This is a genomic window from Brevibacterium sp. CS2 (assembly GCF_005280295.1).
GTDB lineage: Bacteria > Actinomycetota > Actinomycetes > Actinomycetales > Brevibacteriaceae > Brevibacterium > Brevibacterium pityocampae.
Genome location: NZ_CP040020.1, coordinates 312,420 through 331,387 on the forward strand (window position 1 = coordinate 312,420; position 18,968 = coordinate 331,387).

Annotated in this window: 15 protein-coding genes, 1 tRNA gene and 1 other RNA gene; 9 read left to right on the plus strand and 8 right to left on the minus strand. The window is 71.5% G+C overall.

Annotated elements, in window-relative coordinates; genetic code table 11:
• Nucleotides 1-105: 105 nt before the first annotated feature.
• Nucleotides 106-190, minus strand: a tRNA-Ser gene (locus tag FDF13_RS01415).
• Between the two features lie 178 nt (nucleotides 191-368).
• On the opposite strand from FDF13_RS01415, the gene FDF13_RS01420 reads away from it, so the two are divergent.
• From FDF13_RS01420 to FDF13_RS01435, 4 genes are all read left to right on the plus strand, one after another.
• On the plus strand, nucleotides 369-902 hold the full coding sequence (locus FDF13_RS01420) for a type 1 glutamine amidotransferase domain-containing protein (protein ID WP_137318133.1): 534 nt from the start codon (nucleotides 369-371) through the stop codon (nucleotides 900-902).
• A 127-nt stretch (nucleotides 903-1,029) separates the two neighbouring features.
• Nucleotides 1,030-1,124, plus strand: an RNA gene (ffs, locus tag FDF13_RS01425) — signal recognition particle sRNA small type.
• Between the two features lie 133 nt (nucleotides 1,125-1,257).
• Nucleotides 1,258-2,670: an MFS transporter gene (locus FDF13_RS01430; RefSeq protein ID WP_137318134.1), complete on the plus strand. Its 1,413-nt coding sequence runs from the start codon at nucleotides 1,258-1,260 to the stop codon at nucleotides 2,668-2,670.
• Nucleotides 2,671-3,003: 333 nt separating this feature from the next.
• Complete coding sequence (locus FDF13_RS01435; RefSeq protein ID WP_254668855.1) at nucleotides 3,004-4,380, plus strand: Ig-like domain-containing protein; 1,377 nt, start codon at nucleotides 3,004-3,006, stop codon at nucleotides 4,378-4,380.
• A 138-nt stretch (nucleotides 4,381-4,518) separates the two neighbouring features.
• On the opposite strand, the gene FDF13_RS01440 is transcribed toward FDF13_RS01435, so the two are convergent.
• The 4 genes from FDF13_RS01440 to FDF13_RS01455 form a co-directional block, all read right to left on the minus strand.
• Nucleotides 4,519-4,926 (minus strand): DUF779 domain-containing protein, encoded by a 408-nt coding sequence (locus tag FDF13_RS01440; protein WP_137318136.1) that lies wholly within the window; start codon nucleotides 4,924-4,926, stop codon nucleotides 4,519-4,521.
• 49 nt (nucleotides 4,927-4,975) lie between these two features.
• Nucleotides 4,976-5,557, minus strand: a complete 582-nt coding sequence (locus FDF13_RS01445) for a peroxidase-related enzyme (protein WP_137318137.1) — start codon at nucleotides 5,555-5,557, stop codon at nucleotides 4,976-4,978.
• Between the two features lie 102 nt (nucleotides 5,558-5,659).
• Nucleotides 5,660-7,009, minus strand: a complete 1,350-nt coding sequence (locus FDF13_RS01450) for an APC family permease (RefSeq protein WP_254668856.1) — start codon at nucleotides 7,007-7,009, stop codon at nucleotides 5,660-5,662.
• Nucleotides 7,010-7,212: 203 nt separating this feature from the next.
• Nucleotides 7,213-8,457 (minus strand): MFS transporter, encoded by a 1,245-nt coding sequence (locus FDF13_RS01455; RefSeq protein WP_137318138.1) that lies wholly within the window; start codon nucleotides 8,455-8,457, stop codon nucleotides 7,213-7,215.
• Between the two features lie 50 nt (nucleotides 8,458-8,507).
• Between FDF13_RS01455 and FDF13_RS01460 the strand changes: the two genes are divergently transcribed.
• The 3 genes from FDF13_RS01460 (at nucleotide 8,508) to FDF13_RS01470 (ending at nucleotide 11,975) form a co-directional block, all read left to right on the plus strand.
• On the plus strand, nucleotides 8,508-10,697 hold the full coding sequence (locus FDF13_RS01460; RefSeq protein WP_175406799.1) for a M3 family metallopeptidase: 2,190 nt from the start codon (nucleotides 8,508-8,510) through the stop codon (nucleotides 10,695-10,697).
• Nucleotide 10,698: 1 nt separating this feature from the next.
• A complete protein-coding gene (locus FDF13_RS01465) occupies nucleotides 10,699-11,169 on the plus strand; it encodes a YbaK/EbsC family protein (protein ID WP_137318140.1) in 471 nt (156 codons plus the stop codon).
• 182 nt (nucleotides 11,170-11,351) lie between these two features.
• Nucleotides 11,352-11,975, plus strand: coding sequence for a queuosine precursor transporter (locus FDF13_RS01470; RefSeq protein WP_254668857.1), 624 nt, complete (start codon nucleotides 11,352-11,354; stop codon nucleotides 11,973-11,975).
• Between the two features lie 159 nt (nucleotides 11,976-12,134).
• On the opposite strand, the gene tgt is transcribed toward FDF13_RS01470, so the two are convergent.
• From tgt to hisC, 3 genes are all read right to left on the minus strand, one after another.
• Complete coding sequence (gene tgt, locus FDF13_RS01475; RefSeq protein WP_247618223.1) at nucleotides 12,135-13,352, minus strand: tRNA guanosine(34) transglycosylase Tgt; 1,218 nt, start codon at nucleotides 13,350-13,352, stop codon at nucleotides 12,135-12,137.
• Nucleotides 13,353-13,975: 623 nt separating this feature from the next.
• Nucleotides 13,976-15,406: an FAD-binding oxidoreductase gene (locus FDF13_RS01480; protein ID WP_137318141.1), complete on the minus strand. Its 1,431-nt coding sequence runs from the start codon at nucleotides 15,404-15,406 to the stop codon at nucleotides 13,976-13,978.
• Nucleotides 15,407-15,467: 61 nt separating this feature from the next.
• A complete protein-coding gene (hisC, locus tag FDF13_RS01485) occupies nucleotides 15,468-16,547 on the minus strand; it encodes a histidinol-phosphate transaminase (RefSeq protein ID WP_137318142.1) in 1,080 nt (359 codons plus the stop codon).
• Nucleotides 16,548-16,619: 72 nt separating this feature from the next.
• Here hisC and FDF13_RS01490 point away from each other — a divergent pair, with 72 nt between their 5' ends.
• Together FDF13_RS01490 and FDF13_RS01495 are read left to right on the plus strand one after the other, a co-directional pair.
• Nucleotides 16,620-17,603: an alpha/beta hydrolase gene (locus FDF13_RS01490; RefSeq protein ID WP_137318143.1), complete on the plus strand. Its 984-nt coding sequence runs from the start codon at nucleotides 16,620-16,622 to the stop codon at nucleotides 17,601-17,603.
• Nucleotides 17,604-17,704: 101 nt separating this feature from the next.
• The gene (locus tag FDF13_RS01495; RefSeq protein WP_137318144.1) at nucleotides 17,705-18,919 is read left to right on the plus strand and encodes a PLP-dependent aminotransferase family protein; all 1,215 of its coding nucleotides are present in this window, start codon (nucleotides 17,705-17,707) and stop codon (nucleotides 18,917-18,919) included.
• Nucleotides 18,920-18,968: the final 49 nt, after the last annotated feature.

The window sequence follows — 18,968 nt, forward strand, 5'->3', positions numbered from 1 at the left end:
GCACGTGCTCTGCAAGCATGTGGAGTGCCCGGCAATAGCGAACAGCCCCGCTGCGGCGAATGGGCGAGAGGCCCTCTGATCGCAGATCAGAGAGCCTCTCGGCGGCGGAGGATAGGGGATTTGAACCCCTGAGGGCGTTAACCCAACACGCGTTCCAGGCGTGCGCCATAGGCCGCTAGGCGAATCCTCCGCAGAGAACGTTACCCGAACGCGGCGTGAATAGGCGAATCAGCCGAGCATCGGGCGCCACGGAATACACCTCCCCCGTCGTCCCGTTCCCTTTGTGTACACGCAGTCCCGGACGCCCCGCGCTCCGGGCGCACCCGCGTTCCCACCGAACGCGCACCCGACCACGAAGGAGCATCACCATGGCAGTGTCCGAGAAGAAGGTCGCATTCCTCCTCACCCGCGGCGTCGAGCAGGGCGAGCTCACCAGCCCGCGCGCCGCGCTCGACGGCGCCGGCGCCACCACCGTCATCGTCTCGCCCGCAGAGGGCACCCTGCAGGCGATGGAGGGCGACTGGGAGCACGCCGATACCTTCGACGTCGACGTCCCCGTCGCCCAGGCCAGGGCGGAGGACTACGACATGCTCGTGCTCCCCGGCGGGACGCTCAACGCCGACTCCCTGCGCCTCGACGAGGATGCGGTCGCCCTCGTCAAGGCATTCTTCGCCGCGGGCAAGCCGGTCGCCGCGATCTGCCACGCCCCGTGGATCCTCGCCCAGGCGGACCTGGCGCGCGGACGGAAGCTCACCTCATACATCTCCATCCGCACCGACCTCGTCAACGCCGGCGCCGAATGGGAGGACTCCGAGGTCGTCGTCGACGGCAACCTCATCACCTCGCGCAACCCCGGTGACCTCGATGCGTTCAACCGGGCGATCGCCGCAGCGCTGAGCTGATCGGCAGCCGACCGCGCCCGAGGCGATCCGCGGGCATCCCGGCGGGCGCACCTCGGGCGCGGTGACAGCACGGTGGCGGCAGAGCCCGGGTGATTTCTCGTCCCCCGGGCTCTGCACTACACTGGGTGGCGGCTCTCCGTGTGGCGTCATCCTGCGAACCCCCCAGGACCGAAAGGTAGCAAGGGTAAGAAGGCTCTGGCGGGTGCACGGAGAGTCCTTCACATTCACCCGCGCCCGCCACTGCCCCCGTCGGCCTGCGCCCCGTCGGCCTGCGCGCACCCGCCCGAACGTTCGAGACCGACCGGTCACCCCCGACTGTTTCAATCCGACCCGAACGTACGCTAGGGTTCGATTCATGGAAGCACCGGCGCTTTCACCCCGGGTCTGGCCGCTGTACCTGGCGACTTTCCTCTCCACGTACGTGTTCGCCGTCGCGAACATCTCCGTTCCCGGGATGCAGGCCGCACTCGACCTCCCCGGATCACGGACGACCCTGGTCATCGGGGCCTATTCGGTGTCCTTCGCCGCCGGTCTCATCATCTGCGGGCGCCTGGGCGACACCTTCGGCCGACGGCGCCTGTTCCGGATCGGGATCGCGGCGATCCTCGTCTGCTCCGTCCTCACCGCGTTCGCCCCGTCCGTCGAGCTCCTCGTGCTCGGCCGCCTCCTCCAGGGCTGCGCCGCCGCGCTCACCACCCCGCAGATCCTGTCCACCGTGCAGGCCACGCTCACCGGCGCCGCCCGCTCCCGCGCCATCAGCGGCTACAGCATCTTCGCCGGGATCGGGACCGTGGGCGGCAACATCATCGGCGGGTCGATCAACAGCCTGTTCCCCGTCGAGTTCGGCTGGCGCGCGGCCTTCCTGTCCATCGCCGTCATCGCCGCCGTCACCTGGGCCGGCACCGGGTACCTCCGCGAATCGCGCTCCCCCGACCCCGAGGGCTTCGACTTCCCCGGCTCCGCCCTCGTCGCCTTCGCCCTCCTCTGCCTCATCACCGGTCTGACGAACGCCGCCGCTGTCGATCCGCTCGACCCGTTCTCCACCCCGGGGATGCTCGCGCTCACGCTGGGACTGCTCGCCGCCTCGGCCGTCGGGTTCTTCGTGCTGCGCCGGCACCTGCTCAACCGGGAGCTGTCCCAGCGGCCCTCCGTCCTCCCCCTCCACGTCATCACCGAGCCGGCGGTGAAGATCGGGATGGTGCTCGCCGCACTGTTCTTCCTCATGCTCTCGGCATTCATGTACAACTTCGCGGTGTTCACGCAGCAGGGGCTCGGCTGGCCGCCGCTCAAGTCGGGGCTGTCACTCCTCGTGCTCGCGACGTCCTTCGTCATCTCCTCGACCTTCGCCACCCGGCTCCTCGACTCGTTCGGTCCGCGCATCCTGCTCGTCGGCTCGGCCTTCCAGGCCACCGGGTTCGCGGTCCTCGCGATCCTCGCGTTCGCCGACGCGCAGCCGTTCCTCCTCTGGTACCAGCTCGTCGGCATCCTCATCGGCGGCGGGCAGGGCCTGATGTTCGGGCCGCTGATCTCCGTGGTGATGAACCACGTGCCCAACCGCGTCGCCGGCCTCACCGGCGGACTCATCGCCACCACCCAGCAGGCCGGGATGGGGATCGGCGTCGCGACCCTGTCGAGCCTGTTCACCGTCCTCTTCGCGCTGCTCCCGCCGATGGACGCCTTCGGCTGGGTGCTCGTCGTCTCCGTCGGCCTCTCGCTCCTGTTCGGCCTCATCGCCACCCGGCTCGTCCGGCCCGCCGCCGGGGACTGAGCGGCGGGCGCGCGCAGGCCTCGGCCCGGGGACGCCGGCGAGGCGCGGGCGGGCGCCCGGGATGCGGGTCGCGCTCGCACCCCGGCTCCCACTGTCACAATTCCGCAACGCCTGCACCGATCGAACCCGCAGGTCAGACAGGTGGGCCGACACATCTCGCTCGGATCCGGGCGCACTCGCCGGAGGACCGCAACACGCCGACGTCTACTCTGATCCGGAGCCCCCCGACCATCGCGCATGCGCGATGCCGCCCCTGCGCTCCCGCGCGGACCGGCACCGCCGCCCCGTCGGATCCGGCTCCGCCCCACCCGCCTCGTCACCAGGAGAGCTCCCGTGCTCCGTCGCCCATCCGCCGCACTCGTCGCCGCCACCGCCGTGGTCCTGCTCAGTGCATGCACCGCCCAGCAGCCCGGCCCGCAGTCCACGGACGGCACCCGGCCGACCGACAGCGCGACCGAGGCCACCGCGGCCGCCCCCGTCGTCGAGGTCGTCGACCCGGATGAGGTGGATGCAGGGGACCAGAAGACACCCGCGGACGATCCCTCCTCGGAGGAGGGATCGGAGCCCGGATCGGGGGGCGGCGGAGCCGAGGCGAGCGCGCCCGAGCAGACCGAACCGGGTCCGCCCGCTCCATCGGGCGCGGCAGGCACGGATGCCGCCGATATCGAGTTCGCCCCCGGCGACACCTTCGCCCTCGCCGTCACCGGCGGTGAGTTCGCCTCGGTCGAGCTCCTCGACGCCGACCACTCCGCAGTGCCGGCCGACCCGGGCACGGTGAGCGAGGACGGCACCGGCTGGCAGGCGCGCGCCGGACTGGCCGGCGGCGCCTCGTACGAATGGCGGGCCGTCACCACCGCGGCCGACGGCAGCGAGCACACCACCACCGGCACCTTCGAGACGAGCGCACCGGCCGGCAGCACGGTGCGGGCGCGCTCGGTCATCGCCGACGACGACACCGTGGGCGTGGGCGCCCCGATCATCATCAACTTCGGCGGCTCGGTCGATGAGGAGTTCCGCGACGACGTCGAGCAGAGGCTGAGCGTCGCGGTCACCGACGAGGACGGCGAGCCGCGCGAGGTCGACGGTGGCTGGGCCTGGCTGCCGAACATCGACGGCCACTCCCGCATCCACTACCGGCCCGCCGAGTTCTGGCCCGCGCACTCGCAGGTCGCCGTCGACCTGCCGCTCGAGGACGTGCCGTTCTCCGAGTCCGCGCACGGCGGGAAGGACATGACGCTCGACTTCGAGATCGGCCGCGAGCAGATCACCGTCGCCGACGCGAAGACCCACCGGATGACCGTCACCCGCAACGGCGAGGAGGTCATGGACTTCCCGGCCTCCCTGGGCGCCCCGCGCTCGCCGTCGTACAACGGCATGCACATCGTCATGTCGAAGGCCGAGTCCTACACGATGACCTCGGAGCAGTGGGGCTACTCGACCCCGGTCACCCACGCGGTGCGCATCCACAACAACGGCGAGTTCATCCACGCCGCCCCGTGGTCGGTGGGCTCGCAGGGCTCGGCGAACGTCTCCCACGGCTGCATCAACCTCTCCACCGAGCGCGCGAGCGAGTACTACGACTCCGCGATGTACGGCGACCCGGTGGAGGTCACCGGCTCCTCCGTCGATCTCACGGTGGATTCCGGCGAGGTCGCCGACTGGGTCTACACCTGGGAGGAATGGCAGGAGCTCAGCGCTCTGGCCGACTGAGCGCGCTGGCCGGCTGAGGCGGGGCGCCTCGACGGCGTCCGGGCCCGCCCCTCGGGCCCGGCGACGGACGGGGCGGGCGCCTCGGCGGCCACGTCCGCTGGGTGACGTCCGCTGGGTGACGTCACGCCATGGGTGCCGTCACTCCATGAGCGCGGAGCGGATGAGGAAGCGCTTGCCGGTGGGCGACTCGACGCTGAAGCCGGCGCCGCGGCCGGGCACCACGTCGATGGTGAGCTTCGTGTGCTTCCAGTACTCGAACTGCTCCACGGACATCCAGAACTCGAGCGGGCTCGTCCCGCCGCCTGCCAGCGGGACCTCGAAGGTGCCGAGCAGCACGTCGGCGTCCGAGGTGAGGAATTCCCCGGCGGGGAAGCACATCGGCGCCGATCCGTCGCAGCAGCCGCCGGACTGGTGGAACATGAGCTCGCCGTGCTGGGCGATGAGGTCCTGGAGCAGGTCGATCGTCGCCTGCGTCAGGCCCACGCGGGAGGCGGCCTCCCCGGCGATCGCCGGGGTGGATTCCAGGACTGCGGCTGCGGTGCTCATGTCGTCACGCTCCTCCTCCACCGGGCGGGCGGTCCGCCCGGTGTCGTCCTCAGCTGCGGGGCATGCGGCCGAGGAGGTAGAACTCGGGGTTCGGGCGCATCCCGGTGACCGTCGCCAGGCGGTTCGAGAGGCCGTAGAAGCCGGTGATCGCGGTGATGTCCCAGATGTCCTCGTCGTCGAAGCCCTGGGCGTGGAGCACGTCGAAATCGCTGTCCTCGACCGTGCCGGGGGCCGTGCAGACCTTGAGGGCGAAATCGAGCATGACCCGCTGGCGCTCCGGGAGACCGGCCGCGCGGTGGTTGACGGCGACCTTGTCCGCGATGTGGAAGTCCTTGGCGTAGATCCGCAGCAGCGCCCCGTGGGCGACCACGCAGTAGAGGCAGTCGTTCGCCGCCGAGGTGGCGGTGACGATCATCTCCCGGTCGGCCCTGGAGAGCCCGCCGGTGTCCTTGTCCATGAGCGCCTCGTGGTAGGCGAAGAAGGCGCGGAACTCCGCCGGCCGGCGGGCCATCGCGAGGAACACGTTGGGGATGAACCCGGCGCGCTCGGCCTGCTCCTCGATCATCGCGCGGATGTCGTCGGGCAGTTCGGCCAGCTCGGCGGGAGGGTACCGGACGTCGTCGTCGCTCATGACCCCACTGTAGGCCCGCGCCCCGGACCGGTCCAGGGGGCGGCTGAGATCGCGGAGTCCGGCGGATCCGCTCTCAGGAACCTCCGGAAACTGCACTCCCGGTCAGGGGGATCGCCGGCGCAGGACGAGCACGACCGCGGCGATGACGACGAACAGCACCGCCCCGACGAGCACCGCCTGCCCGGACACCGTGAAGGCGAGCAGCAGGCACAGGACGAGCCCGAGCACCTGGAGGACGCGCGGATAGAGGCGCTGCGCACCGGTCTGGGTGAACGCGGTGATGTTCGTGATCGCGTAGTAGACGAGCACCCCGAAGGACGAGAACCCGATCGCCTGCCGGATGTCGCCGAGGAGCACGAGCACGACCGCTGCCGCGCACACGAGGAACTCCGCCCGCGCCGGGGTCCGGAACCGTTCGCCGACGTGCGCGAGGAACCCGAAGTGCCGGGAGTCGCGCGCCATCGCGAAGATCGTGCGTCCGAGTCCTGCGGCGAGCCCGAGCAGCGCGCCCAGGCAGGCGAGCGCGGCCCCCACCCGCACCAGTGCCTGCGCCCAGGTGGAGCGGCCGACCGCCTCGGCGAGGGGCACGGCGCTCTGGGCGAGCTGGGCGGGGCCGAGCACGCCCATGACCGCGACGGCGATGACGGCGTAGAGGGCCGCGGTGATGGCGAGCGCGGTGACGATGGCGCGCGGGATGGTGCGCCGCGGTTCGCGCACCTCCTCGCCCAGAGTGGCGATGCGGGCGTAGCCGGCGAACGCGAAGAACAGGATGCCGGCGGCCTGGAGCACGCCGAACAGGTCGAAGCCGGCCGGCACGACGAGGTTCCCGGACGCATCGATGCGGGAGGCCGCCGAGGAGATGACGCCGAAGGAGAACTCGTCCCCGGCGGCGATCACGGCGAGCAGCACGCCCAGGATCGCGAGCACGCTGAGAACGATCCAGCGGGTCATCCGCGCCGTCTTCGAGATCCCCAGGGTGTTGACCGTGGTGATCGCGAGGAGGGCGAGGACCGCGAGCGGCTTCTGCCACGCCTCCCCCGCGGCATAGGCCGCGAAAGTCAGCGCCATCGCCGCGGCCGAGGCCGTCTTGCCGATGACGAATCCCCACCCGGCGACGAGTCCCAGGGAGGGGTTCAGCTGCGCCCGGGCGTAGGCGTAGGTGCCCCCGGAGGTCGGGTACTGGGCGGCGAGCTGGGCCGAGGAGGTGGCGTTGCAGTAGGCGACGAGCGCGGCGAGGGCGAGGGCGAGGAACACCCAGCTGCCCGCCTCGGCGGTGGCGGGGGCGAGCGCGGCGAAGATGCCGGCGCCGATCATCGACCCGAGCCCGATGATCACCGCATCGCTGAGGCCGAGGGTGCGCGACAGCGCGGCACCGGGCTGGGAGGCCGCGCTGGTGCGGGCCGGCGGGCGGTCCGGGGTGGAGTCCGGAGGCGGAGGGGGCTGAGTCGTCACACGAGCCGTTGTACCAGAACCGTCCGACGCCCCGGTGAACTCCACGCCGCAGACGCCCATTCGGTGCGATCGCAAGGGGGGCGCGAAGCCGCCGGCGCGATTCGACGGATCCCCGGTACGAGGCGCCCCGGAAGGCGCTGACCTTGCAGAGATCGGCGGAACCGTTCACAGGAACCGCCGAAAATTGCATGGTGGATGGGGCCTCAGGTGAGCGCGGGGCGGGAGCGGCGCAGGAGCAGGGCGATGACGAACGCGGTGGTCATCATCGCGCCGGTGAGCACGGTGACGCCCCACCAGCCCTGCGCCTCCCAGGCGACCGGGGCGAGGTTCCCGTTGATCGAGGACCCCGTGTAGTAGAAGAGCATGTACATCGACGCCGCCTGCGCGGGCACCCCGACCGTCGCGGTCGAGCGGGAGGCCACCCATGCGGAGGCGAGCGAGTGCATGACGAAGAAGCCCATCGCGAGGATCGCCATCCCGAGCACCACGAGGACGAGCGGACGGGCGGCCATGATCCCGATCCCGGCCAGCGCCATGAGCGACCCGAGCGGCAGCACGGAGCGCAGGGAGTACCGGTCGGCCGCCCGCCCGGCGAGCACGCTCGCATAGCCGGCGACCGGGTAGATGAGGTAGAGGAGGCCGATCGCCCCGATGCCGAGCAGATAGGGCGCGGCCTCGAGCCGGAAGCCGAGCACGTTGAACGCCCCGACGAAGGTCCCCATCCCCAGCCCGCCGGTCAGGTAGAGGCCGAGCAGCACCGGATCGCGGAACGCCCGGCCGAACTTCCGCACGAGCGCGGCCGGCGCATCGCGGTGCGGGGAGAAGCCGCGCGACTCCGGGAGCAGGAACCAGCACGCCACCGCACAGCCGATCGACAGCAGCGCGGTGCCGAGCAGCGCCATGTGCGAGGGCGACAGCGGCATCCGCTCCGCGATGCCGAACCGATCGAGGACGTCGATGATCCCCGTCGACACGATCCGCCCGGCGAGCCCGCCGAGCGTGGTGCCGAAGATGTAGATGCCCGTCGCGCTCGTCGCGTACGAGCGGTGGATCTCCTCCTTGAGGTACACCGCGGCGGTGGCCGGCAGCCCGGCGAGTGCGAACCCCATGACGAACCGGGCGAGGAGGAAGAGGTTCCAGTCGTCGACGAGGGCGACGACCACCCCGAGCACGGAGGCGAGCGCGAGCGACCAGCGGATGAGCCGCACCCGCCCGATCCGCTCGGAGATCGGCACCGCGAGGATGAGACCGATGCCCAGGCCCGCGGTGGCGAAGGACACGGAGAGCGCCGCGACGGCCGGGCTGATGCTGTACTCGCGCGTGAAATACGGCAGGATGGCCTGAGTGCTGTAGAGCAGGGTGAACGTGGCGAGACCGGCCATGAGGAGGCCGACCTCGATCCGCCGCGTCATCGGGTCACCGTGCCGGTACCCCTCGAATCCGCTCATGGAGCACCACACTACGCGCCCGTAGGAACCGTCGACCCGAGGAGTCCGCAGTGCAGACCGAACAGCGACCGGCGTCCAACCCCGTCTGGGACTTCGTCTCCGCACCACCCGACCTCGCACTCCCCGACTTCTCCGCATTCACCCCCGAGCACCTCCACGACGCCGCGCGCCGGGCGATCGAGCACCAGGAGACGCGCATCGCCCGCATCCGCTCCGCGTCGACGGACCCGACCTTCGCGAACACCACCCTGCAGCTGGGCGAGGCCGGCCACCCGCTGTTCCGGCTCCAGGCGCTCGTCCGGGTCATCGAGGCGAACCTCCTCACCGAGGAGTGGGCGGAACCGGTGGCCGAGGTGACCCAGGTGCTCCTCCAGGCCCGCCTCCACGCGCTGCTCGACGGGGAGCTCTTCTCCCGCCTCGAGCACGTGCCAACCTCCGAGCTCAACCCGGTCGACCGCCGCCGCCACGAGCTGCAGCTCCTCGATGCGGTCCGCGCCGGCGCCCGGCTCGACCTCGAGTCGCGCTCGCACGCCGGGGAGATCATCGCGGAGATCGAGGCGCTGAGCAGCGAGTTCACCCGCATCCTGCGCCAGGAGTCCCACGACCGCGCGCTCCACCTCACCGACCCCGAGGCGCTCGCCGGGCTCGGGGAGACCGCCCGCGGTGCCGCCGCCCGGGAGGCCGCCGAGCGCGGGGTCGAGGGCTGGGTGCTGCCGCTGGCGAACACGAGCCAGCAGCCCGCGCTCGCCCAGCTCACCGACCCGCGCACCCGGTCGGAGCTGTTCGCCGCCTCGCTCTCGCGCGGCTCGCAGCGCGGCCCCGGGGACCTGCGGGAGATCGTCTCCGACATCACCACCCTGCGCGCGGCGCTTGCCGGGCTGCTCGGCTACCGCTCGTACGCCGGGTACGCGATCGACGCGCAGACGGCGAACAGCCCCGACGCCGCCGGAGGTCTGCTCGCCGCGCTCGTCGATCCCGCCCTCGCCCGGCTCGCCGAGGAGCTCGCCACCGTCCGCGAGCGCTGGTCCCCCGACCGGCTCGAGGCCGCCGACATCTCCCACTGGGTGCAGCGGCTCGTCGCCGAGGAGTCCGGCCTCGACCCCGCCCGCATCGCCGAGTACTTCGAGCTCGACCGGGTGCTGTTCGACGGGGTGTTCTACGCCGCGCACAACCTCTACGGGGTGGAGTTCTCCGAGCGGCGCGACATGCCCGCCTGGCACCCCGACGTGCGCGTGTTCGAGGCCTTCGAGGACGGCCGGGTGATCGGCCTCGTGTGCCTCGACGCCTGCGCCCGCCCCGGCAAGGGCGGCGGGGCCTGGATGGACCAGCTCGTCAGCCAGGGCCGGCTGACCGGTGAGAAGCCGATCGTCACGCTCAGCCTCAACCTCACTCCCGCCGCTCCCGGAGCCCCGCAGCTGCTGAGCCCGGACGAGACGATCACGCTGTTCCACGAGTTCGGCCACGTGCTCCACGGTCTGTTCTCCAACTCGACCTACCCGTCGCTGTCGGGCACCGCGGTGCCGCGCGACTACGTCGAGTTCCCCTCCCAGCTCAACGAGATGTGGGCATTCCACCAGCAGGTGCTGCCCAACTACGCCGTCCACGTGCACACCGGCGAACCCCTGCCGGCCGCGGAGGCCGAGCGGCTGCGCCGCGCCCGCACGCTCGGCCAGGGGTTCCGGACCGTCGAATACCTCGCCGCCGCGCTGCTCGACCTCGGCTGGCACTCGCTCGACCCGGGCGACCAGGTCACCGACGTGCTCGCCTTCGAGGCCGAGGCGCTCGCCGCCACCGGCCTCGACTCGCTCGTCCCGCCGCGGTACCGCACCACGTACTTCGCCCATATCTTCGGCAACGGCTACGCCGCCGGCTACTACTCCTACCTGTGGTCGGAGGTGATCGCCGCGCACGCCGCGGAGTGGTTCGAGGCCCACGGCGGCCTCGACTTCGAGGCCGGCTCCGCATTCCGCAGGGAGATCCTGGCGCCGGGCAACGCCGTGCACCCGATGACTGCGATCATCGACTTCTTCGGCGGTGTCCCGCCCATCGACGCGCTCCTGCGCCGGCGCGGGCTCGACGCCGCAGAACCCGGCGGGAGCGGCACCGGCGGGGACCCCGCCGCGGAGAGCACCACCTCGGCCGCGGAGGCCGGCGCCGTCCCCGAGGTCGACACGAGCGGCGCCGGGTCGCCGGATGACGAGGATGCCCACCACGCCGCCCCCGCCCCCCGAGGAGACTGACATGCACGCCCGCACCGAAGCCGTGATCCGCGACCTGCGCGCCCGCGGCATCGATTCCGAGGTCCGCGACCTCGACACCGGCGCCCACACCGCGCAGGAGGCCGCCGACCACCTCGGCGTCGAGCTCGGCGCGATCGCGAACAGCCTCGTGTTCTCGGCCGACGACGAACCGATCCTCATCATGACCTCCGGCGCGCACCGCGTCGACACCGACCACACCGCCCGGGCGCTCGGGTACACGCGCATCGGACGGGCGAAGCCGGAGATGGTCCGGGCGGCGACCGGCCAGATCATCGGCGGGGTCGCTCCGTGCGGACACCCGGCTCCGCTCACCACCTACGTCGACACGGCGCTGCGCGGCCATCCGGTAATCTGGGCCGCCGGCGGGACCCCGGACACCATGGTCCCGCTGACGTTCGACGAACTGCTCACCGTCACCGAAGGAAGAGAGATCTCCGTTGCACCCGACTGACCCGTCCGCAGCCGACCGCCCCGCATCTGGGCAGCCGGGCCGCCCCAGCGACCCGGCGACAACCCCCGGACCGACACCTCCCGATCCCCCGAGGCACATCCCCGGCGCACCGCGCCCACCTCGCGGCCTTCGCCTCGACCCGCGGCGCCTACTACGCCGTCATCCTCGCAGTGTTCTGCTGCGTGCTCCTCATCTCCAACATCGCCGCCACCAAGATCATCGGGTTCGGCCCGATCGTCGCCGACGGCGGCGCCTTCCTCTTCCCGGTCGCCTACATCCTCGGCGACGTGCTCAGCGAGGTGTACGGCTTCCGCGCCGCGCGCAAGGCCGTGATCACCGGCTTCGCGATGCAGATCCTCGCCTCTGCGGTGTTCTACCTCGTCCAGATCTCCCCGGCCGGGCCCGGCTACGAGCACCAGGAGGCCTTCCAGGCCGTCATCGGATTCTACCCGCGGATCGTGCTCGCCTCGCTCGCCGGCTACGTCGTCGGCCAGCTCCTCAACTCCTTCGTCCTCGTCCGGATCAAGCGCCGGATGGGCGAGAAGCACCTGTGGGTGCGGCTGCTGACCTCGACCGGCGTGGGCGAGGCCGCAGACACCGTGATCTTCTGCACGGTCGCGTTCCTCGGCGTCATCCCGGGCACCGAGTTCCTCAACTACGTGCTGTTCGGCTTCGTCTACAAGGTCGCCGTCGAGGTGCTCCTCATGCCGGTGACGTACCAGGTCATCGGCATGATCAAGAAGCGCGAGGAGACCTACTCGATCGAGACCGACCGGCTCCGCCAGGAGACCGCCGCCCGAGTCTGATCGACCCGCGGCACGACCCGCGGCGCCTCGCGCGCAGCACGCACGGGTCGCACCCGGCACATCCGGACCGTCGATCACCGCTCACCGCGGGGTCGGCGGTCCGGTGTCGTCGAGGGACGCCTCGGGAGCCCACCGGATCGGCCCTCGGGGACCGTGGGATCAGCGGCGGTTCGCGTAGTAGCGGCCGAGCACCTCAGCCTCGAGCTCGTGGAAGCGGCCGTCGATGATCGCCTGCCGGATCCGCGCGACGAGATCGACGATGAAGTGCTCGTTGTGGATCGTCACGAGCGTGGAGAACAGCATCTCCTTGGCCTTGTAGAGGTGGCGCAGGTAGGCGCGGGAGAAGGTCGCGCACGTGCTGCACGTGCACTCCGGGTCGAGGGGTGAGAAGTCGCGGCGGTACTTCGCCCCGGTGAGGTTGTAGCGACCGTCGCGCGAGTACACCGCGGCATTGCGCGCCACGCGGGAGGGCGAGACGCAGTCGAAGGTGTCCGCGCCGGCGGCGATCGCGGTGAACAGGTCGTCGGGCTCGGAGATCCCCAGCAGGTGTCGGGGCTTGGCCTCCGGCAGCTCCTCGGAGACCCAGCCGACGATCGTGCCGAGCCGGTCCTTCTCGAGCGCCCCGCCGATCCCGAAGCCGTCGAAGTCCATCGCGCCGAGGTCCCGGGCGGCCTTGCGGCGCAGGTCCTCGTACTGCGCGCCCTGGATCACGCCGAACAGCGCCTGGTAGGGGCGGTGGGAGCGGGCGGCGGTGAGGCGCTCGTGCTCGACGATGCAGCGCTGCGCCCACAGCCGGGTGCGCTCGAGCGCCTCCTCCTGGTAGCCGCGGGTGTTGACGAGCGTGGTGAGCTCGTCGAAGGCGAAGATGATGTCCGCTCCCAGCTGGTGCTGGACCTGCATGGACACCTCGGCGGTGAACCGGTGACGGCTGCCGTCGAGGTGGGACTTGAAGGTCACCCCGTCGTCGTCGACGTTCGCCATCCGCTCCTTGCCCGCCGCCACGGCCTGGTCGCTGCGGGCGCCGGAGAACTCCTCGGACAGGACCTTCTTGAACCCCGAGCCCAGGCTCATCACCTGGAAGCCGCCGGAGTCGGTGAAGGTGGGACCGGGCCAGCCCATGAACGCGCCGAGCCCGCCCGCCTCGTCGATGAGGTCCGGGCCCGGCTGCAGGTAGAGGTGGTAGGCGTTGGCGAGCACCGCGCGAGCGCCGAGCGCGGCGACGTCGTCAGGCTTGACGGCCTTGACAGTGGCCTTGGTGCCCACCGGGACGAACGCCGGAGTGGGGATGTCACCGTGCGGGGTCCGGATCACCCCGGCGCGCCCGCCCGACTCCATCCGCGCCTCGACCGCGAACCCGAACCGGGAACGGTCATTCACGCCGGTGTCGCCCGTCGGGGCGGCGCCGGGTGCCGAGGCGGCGCCGGCCCGTTGCGAGGCGGCTGCGGGGCCGGTGGGTGCCGAGGTGCCGTCCGCCGGATGTGAGGCAGGCGCAGAGCCGGCAGGTGCCGAGGTGGCATCCGCCGGTTGTGAGGCAGGCGCAGGGCCGGCAGGTGTCGAGGTGCCGACGGGCGATGCGGGAGCAGAGGTGTGCGCGGGGACGGTCACGGCCGAGCTGTGCTCGGGAGCGGGCTGGCTGGAAGTCACCGGACCAGTCTAGTGGCCGACCGCATCCGCGCCCCGGAACACCCGGAACCCCCGAGCACCCGGAACCCCGAGCGCCGCTCCCCGGCCGTTCTATCCCGGTTCGCGGGCTCCGGGGTCACCTGAGTGCGGTTTCGCGTTCGAAAACGCACTGTGCTGCACCCGGAATGCAGCAAACCGCACTGGATCGCACCCTGAACCGGCAAACCGCACTGGATCGCACCCTGAACCGGCAGACCGCACTGGATCGCACCCTGAACCGGCAGACCGCACTGTGCTGCACCCGGAACCGGCAGGCCGCACTGGGTCGCACCCCGGAACCGGAACCAGTCCGGGACCGGCTCCGCCCTGCCGCCTGCTCAGAGGGAGGCGAGCATCTTGCCGGGGTTGAGGATGCCGAGCGGGTCGAGCGCGCGCTTGATGCCCAGGTGGATCTCCTTGGACACCGGGTCGAGCTCGCGGGCGAGCCAGTCGCGCTTGAGGTAGCCCACTCCGTGCTCGCCGGTGATCGTGCCGCCGAGCTCGAGGCCGGCGGCCATGATCTCGCCGAACGCCTCCTGCGCGATCCGGGTCGACTCGGGGTCACCGGCGTCGAAGAAGATGCTGGGGTGCATGTTGCCGTCGCCGGCGTGGCCGCAGGTGCAGATGGTGATCTCCGGGTGCTCGGCCTCGATCTCGACGAGCCGGGCGAAGAACTCGCGCAGCCGGCCGCGCGGCACGCACACGTCGTCGACGAGCTCGCCGCCGCCGTGGGTGCTCGCGTACTTCTCCATCGCCGGGGCGACCGCGCGGCGAGCGGCGACGAGCAGCTCGGAGTCCGCGGGGTCGTCGGAGAACATGACCTCGCTCGCACCGCAGGCGTTCGCGACCTCGGTGAAGCGCTCGAGCTCGCGCACCGCGGCCTCCTGGCTGCCGTCGCCGTTCGACTGCACGAGGAGCATCGCACCGGCACCCTCCGGCAGCCCGAAGTCGCCGTAGGCGTTGAGGATCTCGAGCGTCCGGCCGTCGAGGAACTCGAGCAGCGAGGGCCGCGCACCGGTGGCCATGAAGTCGCACACCGCACCCGAGGCGCTCACCACGTCGGGGAACAGGCCCACCGCGGTGAGAGGGTCGGGGATGCGCGGGATGAGGTCGAGGGTGATCCCGACGATGACGCCGAGGCTGCCCTCCGAGCCGATGAACAGGCCGGCGAGCTCGAACCCGGCCACACCCTTGGCGGTGGGCCGGCCGACGGTGGTGACGCGGCCATCGGCGAGGACCACGGTGAGGCTGCGGACGTAATCGCGGGTGACCCCGTACTTCACGCAGCACAGCCCGCCGGCGTTCGTCGCGACGTTGCCGCCGATGCTCGAGATCGCCACCGAGCCGGGGTCCGGCGGATAGGCGAGGTCGAAGTCGGCGAGGTGGCGCTTGAGGTCCTGGTTGACGATCCCGGGCTCCACCGTGCACGTCATCTCGACGGTGTTCACCTCGAGCACGCGGTCCATCTTCGACACGCTCAGCAGGAGCGCGCCGTCGGTGGCGTTGGCGGCGCCGGACAGACCGGTGCGGGTGCCCTGCGGCACCACCGGGATGCGGTGCTCGCTGGCGAAGCGGAGGGTGGCCTGCACGTCCTCGACGGTGGTCGCGCGGACGAGGGCGCGGGCGGCGCCGACCTCGCAGAACAGCGCCCAGTCCTTCGAATGGGCGGCGACGACGTCCGGTTCGGTGACGAGCGCGCCGGGCGAGAGCGCCGCGGCGAGCGGGTCGAGGTCGACGTGTGCGGTGGGATCGAGGAGCTCAGCAGTCATCACCCGGACAGTGTAGACCTGCCCGGGCGCGCCCCGCTGGGCCGGTCGCGCGCCGGGGCCCTCAGTGGTAGCGGGCGCGGAACTCCGCGGCGATGTCGAGCACCCGGCGCATCGAGGCGTCGGGTCCGATGCTGATCCGCACCCCGTCCTGCAGGTTGCGCACCGCGATCCCGGCGGCCAGGCAGGCCTGTTCGAAGTCCGCGGACTTCGCGTCGAGCGGCAGCCACACGTAGTTGCCGTGGGAGTCCGGCACGTCCCAGCCCTGCTCGCGCAGGCCGGCGATGAGCTCGTCGCGAGTGGCGGCGATCTCCTTGGCCCGCACCTCGACCTCGGAGACACGGGACAGCGATTCGCGGGCGGCGGCCTGGGCGACGGCGGTGACGGCGAACGGGAGCACGGCCTTGCGGAGCTCGAGGATGATCTCCGGGTCCGCGACCGCGTACCCGATCCGCAGGCCGGCCAGCCCGTGGGCCTTCGAGAAAGTGCGCACGAGCACGAGGTTGGGATGGGCATCCAGTGCGGTGAGCCCGTCGACGGCCTCGGGGTCGGTGCAGAACTCGCGGTACGCCTCGTCGAGGACGACGATGACGTGCTGCGGGACGCGCGCCATGAACTGTTCGAACTCGTCGGTGCGGATCGCGGAGCCTGTGGGGTTGTTCGGCGAGCACAGGAAAACGAGGCGGGTGCTGTCGGTGATCGCATCGGCCATCGCATCGAGGTCGTGGCGGAAGTCCTCGGTGAGTCCGATCCGCCGGTGCGTCGCCCCGCGCAGCGAGGCGATCTGCGGGTACATCTCGAAGGACGGCCAGGGGTAGACGACCTCGGTGCCGGCCTCGAGGGTGATGCTGGCGAGCGCACTGATCATCTCCGAGGCGCCGGCGGAGAACAGGATCATCTCGGCCGGGCGGTCGAGGTGGGCGGAGAGCTCGGCGGTGAGCGCGCTGACCGCGGGGTCGGCGTAGAGCGCCGGAGTGGTGGCGGCGGCGGCGATGACGTCGGTGAGGCCGGGCAGCGGCGGGAGGTGGTTCTCGTTGGAGGAGAGCTTGTACGACTCGATGCCCTCGACGGCCTGGGGCGGCTTGCCCGGGATGTAGGCGGGAGTGGTGGACAGCGCGGAGCGGACGGCGAACTTCTCAGTCATGGCTCGATCATAGTGACTCCGCGCGGCAGCGGGCCGGTAAGGAGGCCGGCGGTGCTCTGCGATACTGGCGTCATGGAATCCACCGGGCCGAGCGCCGACCCCGCGTGGGAGCCCGACCGCCTCGGTGAGGACTTCGAGTGTGCGACGCTGCCCCTGCCCGGCGGCGAGCGCGCCACGCTCATCGCCTTCCGCGGGGAGCGGGCCGCGGACGGTCCGGCCGCCGGACGCACGGTGCTCTACCTCCACGGCTGGTCGGACTACTTCTTCCACGACCACGTCGCGAGGTACTGGGCGGAGCAGGGCGCGGCGTTCTACGCCGTCGACCTGCGGGCCTACGGCCGCAGCCTCGACCTCGAGGACCCCGAGGTGCGGCCCGGCTACATCGCCGATCTCGCCGACTACGACGCCGAGCTCGAGGCGGCGCTGGCGATCATCGCGAGCGAGCATCCGAAGGAGCGCCTGATCCTGTGCGGCCATTCGACCGGCGGCCTCGTCGCCGCGCTGTGGGCGGGCCGGAACCCCGGGCGCGTCGCAGCGCTCGTCCTCAACTCGCCCTGGCTCGAGTTCCAGCTCGACTCCTCCACCCGGAAGCTCATCACCCCGTGGCTCACCTGGCGCTCGCGCCGTGCGGAGCAGGCGCCGTTCAAGGTCCGCTTCCCGCACAACTACGCGCGCTCGGTCCTGTTCTCCCGCGGGCGGCTGCCCTATGACCTCGCGCTCAAGCCGCCGGAGAGCTTCCCGGTGTACCCCGCCTGGCTGCGTGCGGTGTTCGCCGGGCACGAGGCGGTGGAGAAGGGCTTGACGATCTCCGTGCCGATCCTCGTCCTCATGTCGACGCAGTCGCTGCGCGAGCGGTCCTACAGCTCGGCGATGAACGCCGCGGACATCGTGCTCGACGTCGACGTGATCGCCCGCCGTGCGCCCTCGCTCGGCCGGACCGTGATGATCGAGCGCGTCCCCGGGGCGCTCCACGACGTCTTCCTGTCCGATCGCCCGGCGCAGAGGTCCGCGTTCGACCGGATCACGCGGTTCCTCCGGGGATACATGCAGCGCTGAGCCGCATCGCATCGAGCGGCGCCCAGCGGAGTGTGCGGCACCGCGCAGAGCACGTGCGGACGAGCCGCACCGCGGCCGGGTGTCCGGGCTACGATGTCACCATGTCTGCTGCTTCCGATGTGTGGTTCCCCCGGCTCGCCGAACGCGCCCAGGCCGGGCCCAGCGAACTCTCCGCCGTGCTCGCCCTCGCCGCGTCCGGCGGCGACCTCGTCGACTTCTCCGGAGGCTTCCCCGACCCGGCGCTGTTCGACACCCGGCTGCTCGCGGAGACCGCGTCGAAGGTCATCGAGACCCGCCCCGAGGTGGCGCTCCAGTACGCCTCGAACACCGGCCTGCCGGGCCTGCGGGAGGCACTGCGCCAGGACGTCGCACGCACGCAGGCGGTGACACCGGCCGAGGACGAGCTCATCGTCACCTCCGGCGGCGTCGACGCGATGACGCTGATCTCGAAGGCGATGCTCAACGTCGGCGACGCGGTGCTCGTCGAGGCCCCGTCGTACCTCGGCGCGTTCAGCGTGTTCCGCACGCACGAGGGCCGCTGCCTGTCGATGCGCAACGACGAGCACGGGCTCGTCCCCGATTCGGTGCTCGACGTGCTCGAGGACGCGCGGATGGGCGCCTCGCGGCCGAAGTTCGTCTACGTCATCCCCGACTTCCAGAACCCCTCCGGCCTGCGCCTGTCCGAGGACCGCCGTGAGCGGCTCGTCGAGATCTGCCGCCAGCACGGGCTCCTCATCCTCGAGGACGTCGCCTACCGCGATCTCGCTTACGACGGCTCGTACCTCCGCTCGATCTACGAGATCGGCCCCGACGTCACCGTGCAGATCGGCACCTTCTCCAAGACCTTCACCCCGGGCACCCGGATGGGCTGGGCGTGCGGCCCGGCGACCGTCATCGACGCGATGGCCCAGGCGAAGACGAACACCGACCAGTGCGCCGGGGCGCTCGGCCAGTGCATCCTCGAATCACTCCTGCGCGAGGGCCACTACACCCAGGCGCTTCCCCGCCTGCGCGAGGCCTACGCGACGCGCGCCGGCGCCCTGATGAGCGCCTTCGACGCGGGCCTGAGGGACACGGCGACGTGGACGGTGCCCGAGGGCGGCTTCTTCACCTGGCTCGACATCCCCGGTGTGGACACCCGCCGGCTCGCGGAGGTCGCGGTGGAGAACGGGCTCGCGTTCGTCCCGGGCGCACCGTTCTTCGCCGACCGGACCACGAGCTCGAACCTGCGGATGTCGTTCTCACGCACCCCGACGGACCAGATGGCCGAGGGCGTGGAGCGGCTCGTCCGCTCGATCGAGGCCGTGCGCGCCTGACCACAGCCCCGGGCCGGCCGCCGGCGCGCAGCCGCGCGCTGGACGCCGC